Origin of the sequence: Sphingopyxis sp. BE235 (assembly GCF_031457175.1) — a bacterium.
Lineage (GTDB): Bacteria > Pseudomonadota > Alphaproteobacteria > Sphingomonadales > Sphingomonadaceae > Sphingopyxis.
This window is the reverse complement of record NZ_JAVDWC010000005.1, coordinates 244,949-255,887: the sequence shown is the minus strand read 5'-3', so window position 1 is coordinate 255,887 and position 10,939 is coordinate 244,949. Positions and strand designations below refer to the sequence as shown.

Annotated in this window: 9 protein-coding genes and 2 riboswitches; all 9 genes read left to right on the top strand. The window is 66.6% G+C overall.

From position 1 onward, the window contains the following. Positions 1 to 2: 2 nt before the first annotated feature. The 9 genes from ftsA to gcvPA all read left to right on the top strand — a co-directional run bounded on the left by ftsA (position 3) and on the right by gcvPA (position 10,913). Entirely contained in the window at positions 3 to 1,259 is a 1,257-nt protein-coding gene (gene ftsA / locus J2X38_RS19690) for a cell division protein FtsA (protein ID WP_058536020.1), read from the top strand. Positions 1,260 to 1,678: 419 nt separating this feature from the next. Further along, on the top strand, positions 1,679 to 3,139 hold the full coding sequence (gene ftsZ / locus J2X38_RS19685; RefSeq protein WP_058536021.1) for a cell division protein FtsZ: 1,461 nt from the start codon (positions 1,679 to 1,681) through the stop codon (positions 3,137 to 3,139). 60 nt (positions 3,140 to 3,199) lie between these two features. Continuing rightward, positions 3,200 to 5,053: an SPOR domain-containing protein gene (locus tag J2X38_RS19680; RefSeq protein WP_310256551.1), complete on the top strand. Its 1,854-nt coding sequence runs from the start codon at positions 3,200 to 3,202 to the stop codon at positions 5,051 to 5,053. Continuing rightward, positions 5,050 to 6,222: a deoxyguanosinetriphosphate triphosphohydrolase gene (locus J2X38_RS19675; RefSeq protein WP_310256548.1), complete on the top strand. Its 1,173-nt coding sequence runs from the start codon at positions 5,050 to 5,052 to the stop codon at positions 6,220 to 6,222. Before J2X38_RS19680 ends, J2X38_RS19675 begins: the two co-directional genes overlap by 4 nt. Then, positions 6,215 to 6,862, top strand: coding sequence for an NAD-dependent epimerase/dehydratase family protein (locus J2X38_RS19670; RefSeq protein ID WP_310256545.1), 648 nt, complete (start codon positions 6,215 to 6,217; stop codon positions 6,860 to 6,862). Before J2X38_RS19675 ends, J2X38_RS19670 begins: the two co-directional genes overlap by 8 nt. Before the next feature lie 58 nt (positions 6,863 to 6,920). Beyond that, a riboswitch (glycine riboswitch) is annotated at positions 6,921 to 7,022 on the top strand. Further along, a riboswitch (glycine riboswitch) is annotated at positions 7,023 to 7,126 on the top strand. Positions 7,127 to 7,181: 55 nt separating this feature from the next. Beyond that, positions 7,182 to 8,318, top strand: a complete 1,137-nt coding sequence (gcvT, locus tag J2X38_RS19665; RefSeq protein ID WP_310256543.1) for a glycine cleavage system aminomethyltransferase GcvT — start codon at positions 7,182 to 7,184, stop codon at positions 8,316 to 8,318. A gap of 3 nt (positions 8,319 to 8,321) precedes the next feature. Next, entirely contained in the window at positions 8,322 to 8,693 is a 372-nt protein-coding gene (gcvH, locus tag J2X38_RS19660; RefSeq protein ID WP_058536025.1) for a glycine cleavage system protein GcvH, read from the top strand. Between the two features lie 36 nt (positions 8,694 to 8,729). After that, complete coding sequence (locus J2X38_RS19655; protein WP_310256539.1) at positions 8,730 to 9,551, top strand: hypothetical protein; 822 nt, start codon at positions 8,730 to 8,732, stop codon at positions 9,549 to 9,551. Positions 9,552 to 9,554: 3 nt separating this feature from the next. Next, positions 9,555 to 10,913: an aminomethyl-transferring glycine dehydrogenase subunit GcvPA gene (gene gcvPA / locus J2X38_RS19650; protein WP_310256535.1), complete on the top strand. Its 1,359-nt coding sequence runs from the start codon at positions 9,555 to 9,557 to the stop codon at positions 10,911 to 10,913. The last annotated feature ends 26 nt before the right edge of the window (positions 10,914 to 10,939 follow it).

Here is a 10,939-nt window from a genome sequence, read left to right as displayed (position 1 = left end):
CCATGGCGCCGCCGCGCATTGAAAAGATCATCACCGCGCTCGATGTCGGGTCGTGGAAGGTCTGCGCGCTGATCGCGGGACAGACCGCCGACGGCCAGCTGCACGTGCTCGGCACCGGGCAGCGCGAAAGCCGCGGGGTCCAGCGCGGCTATGTCGCCGACATGGAACAGACCGAGCATATCGTACGCGAGGCGATCGAACAGGCCGAACGCATCGCGGGCCTCAACATCGACGATGTCTGGGTCAGCTTTTCGGCGGGCGGGCTTTTGAGCGATGTCGCGCCAATTGAAAGCGAACTCGGCGGCCACCGGATCGAGCAGGAAGATATCGACGACCTGCTCGCCGCGGGCCGCGCCGGCATCGACCCCGAAGGCCGCATGATCCTGCACGCGCAGCCCGCGCTCTACACGCTTGACGGGCTCAACGGCGTGAAGAACCCGATTGGCCTCCACGCCGACCGGCTGGGCGTCGATATTCATATCATCATGGCCGACGGCGCGCCGGTGCGGAACCTTGAGGCCGCGGTCCGTCAGGCGCATCTCGACGTCAACGCCGTCGTCGCCTCGCCGATCGCCGCGGGGCTCGCCTGCCTCTCGGATGAGGAACGCGACCTTGGCGTCGCGCTGGTCGAACTCGGCGCGGCGGTGACGACGGTGTCGCTCTATGCCGGCGGCATGCTCGTCGAGATGGCGTCGCTGCCCTTCGGTGCGAGCGACATCACCGACGACATCGCCTCGGCCTTTGGCATCCGCCGTAGCCAGGCGCAGCGGCTGCAGAGCTTCTACGGCTCGGCGTCGGCTAGCCCGCGCGATAATAACGAGATCATCGAGCTGGAGCCCGGCGCCCCGACGAACGGCGACTCCCCGCGCATAACGCGTGCGCAATTGGTGTCGGTCATCCGCCAGCGCCTCGACGCGATGATGGGCGAGATCGGCCGGACGCTGAAGGATCTGCATTTCGTCGGCCCGATCGGGCGTCAGGTGGTGCTTGTCGGCGGCGGCGCCGACCTGAAAGGCATCGCCGACTACACCCAGAGCGCGCTCGGGCGTGCTGCGCGCGTCGGGCGACCGCGCGGCTTGCACGGACTGCCCGATGCGCATAGTGGCCCCGCTTTCGCGACGCTCGCAGGTCTGGTTCTCTATGCCGCATCGGACCCCGTGGACCTCCGCGATCTGCCGATGATGGCGCAGGATGTGTACAAGCCCGCGGGCACGTCGATCCTGCATCGTCTTATGGCAGCACTGAAAAGCAGTTTTTGAATGGTGGGGTCAAAAATTGCCACTGGCACGTTCGAGGTTTGAAGCGATTTTGTTCAGGGCAAGGAAGCGAGACGCAGGCATATGAGTATATTCCAAGGCTCGCTGACGCAGCCATGGGCAAAATCGGTCAAATCCCGAAGGGACGTCGAAATGGCTTCGATCTCGTCTCCACGCGGCCTTGCGGATGGAACCACCATCCGCGGCGGCCACGCGAAGCCGATATCTTCGCCATTTCGACGCCTCGAACGCGCCAGTGGCAATTTTTGGCCCCGTCGCGACGAAAAGGTTAATTTTTTGGGTGATTCCCACGTCACAATAGTGCAATGCGGTAGTAGAAAACCGGGCGGACGGACTACCGCCCGGCTGGGTCGCAAGGTTGGGGAAGCGGCACCTGTCCGCCGCTGCAGGGAGACTTTTTGATGAGCATCAATATTGGCCCGCCGCAGGTCGACGAGCTGAAGCCGCGCATCGCGGTGATCGGCGTCGGCGGCGCGGGCGGCAATGCCATCGCAAACATGATCGCGGCACGCGTCGAGGGCGTCGATTTCATCGTCGCGAACACCGACGCGCAGGCGCTCAACGCCTCGCCGGCCGAACGGCGCATCCAGCTGGGGACGCAGATCACCCAGGGACTGGGCGCGGGTTCGCGGCCCGAGGTCGGCCGTGCGGCCGCCGAGGAAAGCATCGCGCAGGTCGAAGAGGCGCTGAACGGCGCGCATATGTGCTTCGTTGCCGCGGGCATGGGCGGCGGCACCGGCACCGGTGCCGCGCCCGTCATCGCCAAGGCGGCGCGCGACCGCGGCATCCTGACCGTCGGCGTCGTGACCAAGCCCTTCACCTTCGAAGGCCAGCGCCGCATGCGTTCGGCGGACTCGGGCATCGCCGAGCTGCAGGACCATGTCGACACGCTGATCGTCATCCCCAACCAGAACCTCTTCCTGGTCGCCAACCCGAACACGACCTTCAAAGAAGCCTTCACCATGGCGGATGAAGTGTTGCAGCAAGGCGTTCGCGGCATCACCGACCTGATGGTCATGCCCGGCCTGATCAACCTCGACTTCGCCGACGTGCGCAGCGTGATGCGCGAAATGGGCAAGGCGATGATGGGCACCGGCGAAGCCGAAGGCGACGGCCGTGCACTCGAAGCCGCGCAGAAAGCGATCGCCAACCCGCTGCTCGACGGCGTGTCGATGGCGGGCGCGAAGGGCGTCATCATCTCGATCACCGGCGGCGAGGACATGCGCCTGATGGAAGTCGACGAGGCGGCGAACCATATCCGCGAGCTGGTCGATCCCGACGCCAACATCATCTGGGGCAGCGCCTTTAACGATAACCTCGACGGCAAGATCCGCGTGTCGGTCGTCGCGACCGGAATCGACAGCAACGGCGAAGCGGCGGCGCAGGCATCGCCCGCGACGCGCAGCTTCTCCTTCGCGCCCGCGCGTGCGGCCGCCCCCGCTCCGGTGGCCGAAGAGACCGTCGCACCGGCGGTTCAGGAAGAAACCCTCGCCGAAACCGCGTCGGTGGAAGACAATGATCCGGCCCCCGGTTTTTCGCTGGGCGACACCGCTGAGCGCGATGCTCCGGCAGCCGCTGCCGAAGAGGAGCCGATGGAATTGTCGCAGGTCGCCGCGAGCTATGACGATACCGCCGACGAGCTCGTGCTCGACGCGCCCGAAGCGCCCGCCGAATATCGCTCGGCGCCTGCCGCGGATCCGACGCCGGCGGACGAAGCGCCCGCACGGTCGGTCGGTGGTGGAACCTTGTTCGAGCGCATGTCGCGCCTGTCGCGCGGGGCTTCGGCATCCGAAAGCGATGACGGCGGCAAGGAGGACGGAGTCGATATTCCGCGCTTCCTCGGGCGGCAGAACAACCAGTAACGGGGCTATCGAGGGGCCGCCCGCCGGGCACGGCGGGCCGGAAATCGGGATGAGTTGCCCATGCGGCAAGCGAAATTGACGGCGAAGCCGGCGCGCGCACGGCGGATCGTCGGCGCGCTCGCCGCGCTGTTGTTTGGGACGGCCGCGCTGCCGTCCGTTCACGCGCAGGTGACTCCGCCCGATCCGGCGACCAGGGCGGCGATGGAAAAGCGGACTGCGGCGCGCGCGCTCCTCTCTTCCTCACTCGCGCGCATCGCCTCGAACAACAGCGACACGTCCGCGCTGCTCAATGCCGGCCGTGCGTCGATCGAGCTGGAGGATTATCGCGCCGCTGTCGGCTTCCTCGTCCGTGCCGAACAGGCGAGTCCGCGCGACGGAGCGGTCAAGGCCGCGCTGGGTTCGGCGATGGTCCATATGGAAAACCCGACGCGCGCGCTCGATTATTTCGGTGAAGCGCAGCTGATGGGCGCGCCCGAGCGGCTGTTCCTCGCCGACCGCGGCCTCGCGCGCGACCTGCTCGGGCAGCAGGATGCGGCGCAGCGCGATTATCAGCTCGCGCTGTCGATCGCGCCCAACGACGAACTGACGCGGCGCTATGCGCTGTCGCTCGGGATCAGCGGCGATGCCGATCGCGCGATAGCGTTGCTGACGCCGCAATTGCGGGCGCAGGATCGCGGCGCATGGCGCCTGCGCGCGATGATCCTCGCGATGAACGGGCGCGACAAGGAAGCGACCGACATCGTCAACGCGACGATGCCGCCCGCGATGGCGCAGAACATCATGCCCTATCTGACCCAGATGGACCGGCTCAATCCCGCGCAACAGGCGGCCGCGGCCCATTTCGGGCGCTTCCCGAACGGGCAATTGGGGCCAAAGCGCAAGCCGGTGCAGGTTGCCGCCGCCACGCCGCCGCCGGCCGCTCCGCCGGCTGCAGCGACGGGCAAGCGTCAGGCAACGCGCGACCAGCGGCGCCCCGTCATGTCGGCGACGCCCGCGCCGTCAGGCCGCAAACCCGTTTCGGAACCGGTCACCCGGCTGGTCGCCGCAACGCCCGCCGCGGCGTCGACATCGCCCGGTCCGTCCGCCTCGAATGCCCCGGTGCTGCGTTCGCCGTCTGAGCAGGCTATTCGCAAGCCAATCGAAGCACCAGCCCCGTCTCCGAGCCCGGCCCCGACGCAGGCGGTCAGCCCTGTCCCGCCACCCGCTTCGATACCCGCCGCCTCGGCGCCCGATCCGATCGGCGTGGCCGTCGATCCCGGCAAGGGCCCGGTCGGCCCGGGCTTTTCGATCGCCGACATGGGCCGTTCGACGGGGGCAGTGTCGACTCCGGTGCCGCCCGCCGCGACCGAAGCCGTTGCGCCTGCCTCGTCGCCGGCGGTGAACGTGGCAGCCGCCACACCAGCATCCGTTTCGGCGGCGCCGCTCGCCTCGCTCGCCGACATCGTCGGATCGATTGAAATCCCGGCCGAAGAACTGGCGCAGTCGGGCAACGCCGTCGGCGCCGACACGCTCGCCCGGCTGATGGCAGACAAGCGGAAGGCTGAGGCGGCCGAGGCGGCGAAGCGCGAAAAAGACAGTGCTGCCGCGAAATTGAAGGCAGAAGCCGACGCGAAAGCCAAGGAAGAAGCGGCCGAGAAGAAGGCCAATCCGGCGCGTATCTGGGTCCAGGTCGCGACCGGTGCGAATGCCAAGGCGCTCGCGACCGATTTCGGAAAATTCGCCAAGAAAAGCCCCGCGGTGTTCAAGGGCAAGACTGGCGCCACGACCGAATGGGGCAAGACCCGCCGTCTGCTCGTCGGCCCGTTCAAGGACCGCAAGGCGGCGCAGGATTGGCTCGCCGACCACAAGAAGGCTGGCGGCGACGGTTTCCTGTTCAACAGCGAGGCGGGCCAGTCCGTCGATCCGGTCAAGTGAGCATAGGCAATTGCGCCAGCGATCCCGCATCTAGCCGCGGGCGCCTTCATGCCGAGCTCGGCCGCGTCGTGCGCGGCCCGCGCGACGACTTCCAGCGTGACCGCGACCGCATCATCCACTCGATCGCCTTTCGCCGCCTGCGTCACAAGACACAGGTGTTCGTTGCGCCCGACGGCGACCATTACCGCGTCCGCCTGACTCACAGCATCGAGGTCGCGCAGATCGGCCGCGGCATCGCGCGCGCTCTCGGGCTCAACGAGGATCTGACCGAGGCATTGTGCCTCGCGCACGATATTGGTCATCCGCCGTTCGGCCATGCGGGCGAGGACGCGTTGAAGGCCGCGATGGCGGCGCATGGCGGCTTCGACCACAACGGCCACACGCTGCGCACGCTCGCGCGGCTCGAATGTCCCTATCCGCTTTTCGACGGCCTTAACCTGACATGGGAGACGCTCGAAGGGCTCGCCAAGCATAATGGGCCGGTGGCAAACCCCGGCTGGGCGCTCGCCGAAATCGACCGCGATTTTGGACTCGATCTTGGCAGCCATGCCAGCCTCGAGGCGCAGATCGCGGCGGTCGCCGACGACATCGCCTATGACAACCACGATATCGACGATGGCCTCCGCGCCGGGCTGCTTGACCTCGACCAGCTGATGGAACAGCCCTTCGTCGCCGCCAATTACCGCGCGGTCGAGGAGCGTTTCCGGGGCGCGCCGCGCGACCGCTTGCTCCGCGAGCTCGTCCGCGACCAGATCGGCGTGATGGTCAACGATGTGATCGCGGCGACCGAGACGAATGTGACCGAAGCGGGGGTGGGGAGCGTCGAGGAGGTTCGCGCCGCGGGCCGCGCGCTCGGCGGCTTTTCGTCCGAACTTGCGGCGCAGGAGCGCGACCTCAAGCGTTTCATGTACGCCAATCTTTATCACCATCCCGAACAGGTCGCCGCCGCCGAGGCGGCAAACCAGGTCGTCGGCGATCTCTTCGCGGCCTATGCCGCCGATCCGCGCCTGATGGGCGCAGACTGGTCGGGGCGCCTTCCGCATGAAGAATGCGCGACAAACCGGCATATCGGTGATTATATCGCGGGCATGACCGACCGTTTCGCCATCGACCGCTATGCTGAAATCTTCGGCCGCGGTGCGGTGCCACAGGCGCTGGCGCATGCCTGACGCGCTGATCGTCGGCGCGACGGGGCTGATCGGGCGCGCGGTGATCGAACGTTTCGGTTCCAATCCCGTCACCGTGCTTGCACGCCGCGAAGTCGAAGGGCTGGCGGCGCAGCACAAGCCACTGGTCGCCCCGCCCGAACGCTGGGCCGACATTATCGCCGCCGAAAAGCCCGCCGTGCTCATCTGCTGCCTCGGGACGACGATCCGGCAAGCGGGGTCGCAAGCTGCCTTTCGCGCGGTCGATCACGATCTCGTGCTGGCCGCTGCGCGCGGGGCCAGGGCGGGCGGCACCCCGCACATGATTTCGGTGAGTTCGGTCGGCGCGGCGGCAAAGAGCGGCAATTTCTATCTGCGGACCAAGGGCGAGACCGAGGACGACCTCCGCGCGCTTGGCTTTGACCGGCTCGACCTGATCCGCCCCGGCCTGCTGCGCGGCGACCGGCCCGGGCCGCAGCGGCTGGGCGAAGGGATTGCGACGATCGCGGCGCCGTTGACCGACGCATTGCTTCACGGCTCCTTCCGCCGCTATCGCTCGATTTCGGGCGCTACGGTCGCCGCGGCGATCGTCGCGCTCGCTGGGCAGGGCGGTTCGGGCGTGCATATCCACGAAAACGACGCGATCCGCGCGCTCGCCGATTGACTCCGTAAATCGGCAGCGCCAAGGCTCGCAGCGTCTGTCGGGCCTCGCAAGAGATTCGACCGGCCGCGCGGGAGAGCGTGAGGGCAGGGCAACCGGCACCTCACCACCGAAGGAGCAACCGCCCCGGAAACTCTCAGGTCAGCAGGACCGCGCAGGCTGGAACGGACACTCTGGAAAGCGTTCCGGCCCTAAACCGGAACCACCGAAGGGGTAACCCCATGATATGGGGGAAAACTCTCAGGTTCCCGTGACAGAGGGGGCATGGCGACAAGGCGCGGCGATGGGCCGCGCGCACGCTATGCAACCGCGGGAGACTGGCATGACCGACACCGAATTCACAGGCGATGAAGCGGGACTTGAGACCGCGACGCTGCCGCTTGACGCCTGGCACCGCGCGAAGGGCGGCCGGATGGTCGAATTCGCCGGTTACTGGATGCCGATCCAGTATGAAGGCATCATGGCCGAGCATCTGTGGGTCCGCGAAAACGCCGGCCTGTTCGACGTCAGCCATATGGGGCAGCTGGCCTTGTCGGGCGACAATGTCGCCGAAGCGCTTGAAACGCTCGTTCCCGGCGACATCACGGGGCTGAAGCCCGGCCGGATGCGCTATTCGCTCTTGCTGGACGAAGACGGCGGGATCCTCGACGATCTGATGATCACCAACGAGGGCGACCAGTTCGGCATCGTCGTCAACGGCGCGGTGAAGTGGGAAGATATCGGCCACCTGCGCGAAAACCTGCCCGACGATATCACGCTCAACCACAATGAAGATTATGGCCTGCTTGCATTGCAGGGGCCGAAAGCCGTCGACGCGCTCGCACGTCTGGTGCCCGAGGCCGCGAGCCTCGTCTTCATGCAGGCGGCCCGCGCGACCTGGGCCGGCCATGCGATTGCGCTCAGCCGCTCGGGCTATACCGGCGAGGATGGATTCGAGATTTCGCTACCCAACGAGGCGCTTGAAGCCTTTGCCGACGCGCTCTGCGCGATGGACGAAGTGAAGCCGATCGGGCTCGGCGCGCGCGATTCGCTGCGGCTCGAAGCAGGCCTGCCGCTCTACGGCCACGACCTCACCCCCGCGATCGATCCCGCCGAAGCCGATCTCGGCTTCGCCGTCAGCAAGCGTCGCCGCGAAGAAGAGAATTTCCCCGGCGCGGCGCGTATCCTCGGCCACCTCGCCGACGGCAGCCCGCGCAAGCGCGTCGGCCTGCTCGTCGACGGCAAGCTGCCGGTGCGCGAGGGCGCGAAGCTGTTCGATGGCGAGGACGAGATTGGCGTCGTGACGTCGGGTGGCTTTGCGCCGAGCGTCGGCGCGCCGATCGCGATGGGCTATGTCCCGCGCGATCATGCCGTTCCGGGCACTGCGGTCGCTGCCGAAGTGCGCGGCAAGCGCGTGCATTGCACCGTCGCCGCGATGCCCTTTGTCCCGCATAATTATGTACGTAAAACAGGAGGTTGAGTGATGCCGCGTTATTTTACCGAGGAGCATGAGTGGATCGACGTCGACGGCGATGTCGCGACGGTCGGCATCACCGACTTCGCACAGGGCCAGCTTGGCGACATCGTGTTCGTCGAAGTTCCCGACACCGGGGCGGAACTCAGCAAGGGCGGCGACGCCGCGGTGGTCGAATCGGTCAAGGCGGCAAGCGACGTCTATGCCCCCGTCGACGGCACCGTTACCGAGGGCAATGGCCAGCTCGAGGAAGATCCCGCGCTCGTCAATTCGGACCCTGAGGGCGAAGGCTGGTTCTTCCGCATGACGCTTGGCGACAAGAGCCAGCTCGAAGGGCTGATGGACGCGAAGGCGTACAAAGTCTTCTGCGACGCGCTTTGAAGGATTCCCCTCCCGCTTGCGGGAGGGGGAGATAATGTGATCGCAACCGATCCTGCCCTTGCCAATTGCCGTCTGATGGTGGCGACGCCCATCTATGAAGGGGCGCAGGGCACCTATGTCCGCGCGGCGCTCGACCTCGCGCTGCGCGCGCAGGCGATTGGCATGGTGGTGCGGTTCGAATTCATCCTCTATCAACCGTCGATCACGCGCGCGCGCGACATGCTGACCGCGATGTTCCTCGCCAGCGACTGCACGCACCTGCTGTTCGTCGACGCCGACATCGACTTTTCGGTCGATGATGTTTTTTCGCTGATCAAGGTCATGGCGGAGCATTCCGAATGCGGCGTCCTCGGCGGTGCCTATCCGCGGCGAATGATTAACTGGCGCAACGTCGCGCGCGCGGTCGAACTGGGGCTGGCGAAGGATAATCCCGCCGACCTTGCCCGGTTTTCGGGCGATTTCGCGCTGCATTTCCTGCACCCCGACCAGAATTTCAAGATGACCGATCTGGTCGAACTGGCGCGGCTCGGCACCGCGATGATGCTGATCCGCCGCGAAGTGCTCGAAGGCATGCGCGCCGCTTTGCCCGACCTCCTTTTCCGGCCCGATCCGGCCGAACGCGACGCGCACGGCGTCGGCGAACTCGAACCCGCTTTTTTCTGCCCGCTGATCGAGCCCGAAAGCCAGGCGCTCCTGGCCGACGATTACGCCTTTTGCCGCCGCGTCCGCGATGCCGGGTTTCGCATCTGGCTCGCGCCCTGGATCCGCACGACGCACGCCGGTCCCGCGGTCTTTTCGGGCACGTTAGCGGACACCGTCCAACTTTTTTCCGCAAAACCAGCCTCTTCTTCGGAGTAGTTCATGCGTTATCTTCCTCTTACGTCCGACGATCGCACGGCGATGCTCGCCACCATCGGCGCTGCGTCGATCGACGACCTGTTCGCCGATGTCCCTGCCGAGGCGCGGCTCGCCGGTCCGATAGCGGGCTTGCCGATGCACGCCAGCGAGCTCGCGGTCGAGCGCCACATGGGCGCACTCGCGCGCCGCAGCCGCGCCGCGGGCGAGGGGCCCTTCTTCCTCGGCGCCGGCGCCTATCGCCACCATGTGCCGGCGAGCGTCGATCATCTGATCCAGCGCGGCGAGTTCCTCACCGCCTATACGCCGTACCAGCCCGAAATCGCGCAGGGCACGCTCCAGATGCTGTTCGAATTCCAGTCGCAGGTTGCGCGGCTGCTCGGCACCGACGTTGCCAACGCGTCGATGTACGACGGCTCGACCGCGTGCTGGGAAGCGATCGTCATGGCGCGGCGCATCACCAAACGCGCGAAGGCTTTGCTCTCGACCGGCCTCCACCCGCATTACCGCAGCGTTGCGCGCACGATGGCGAAATATACCGGCGATGTGCTGGTCGATGGCGACCCGAGCCTCGACGCCGGCACCGACTGGGCGGCGCTCGCGGACAGCATCGACAAGGAAACGAGCTGCGTCGTCGTGCAATATCCCGACATCCTCGGCCGCATCGACGATATGACAAAGCTCGCCGAAGCGTGTCAGGCCGCGGGCGCGCTGCTGATCGCGGTCGTGACCGAACCCGTCGCGCTCGGCCTGATCAAATCGCCCGGCGAAATGGGCGCCGATATCGTGGTGGGCGAGGGGCAGTCGCTCGGCGTCGGCCTGCAATTCGGTGGTCCTTATGTCGGCCTCTTCGCTTGCAAGACCAAATATGTCCGCCAGATGCCCGGCCGCCTCTGCGGCGAGACCGTCGACGCGAACGGCAAGCGCGGCTTCGTGCTGACGCTGTCGACGCGCGAGCAGCATATTCGCCGCGAGAAGGCGACGAGCAATATCTGCACTAATTCAGGGCTGTGTGCGCTGGCATTCAGCATCCATATGACCTTGCTCGGCGAAGCGGGCCTCCGCCAGCTCGCTGCGATCAACCATGGCCGCGCGAAGGCTGCCGCCGCCGAACTGGCGAAGGTGCCCGGCGTGTCGGTGTTGAACAACAGCTTCGTCAACGAGTTCACGCTGCTGCTGCCGACCCCGGCGCGGCCCGTGATCCACCAGCTCGCTGAAAAGGACATATTGGGCGGCGTCTCGCTCGGCCGTCTCTATCCCGACAACGCCGGCCTCGAAAATGGCCTCGTCGTCGCCGTGACCGAAACCGTGACCGAGGCGGATATTTCCGCCTTTGCCGCTGCCCTGAAGGAGGTGCTGGCATGACCGCGCTCAACCGCGCCGGCTGGCGC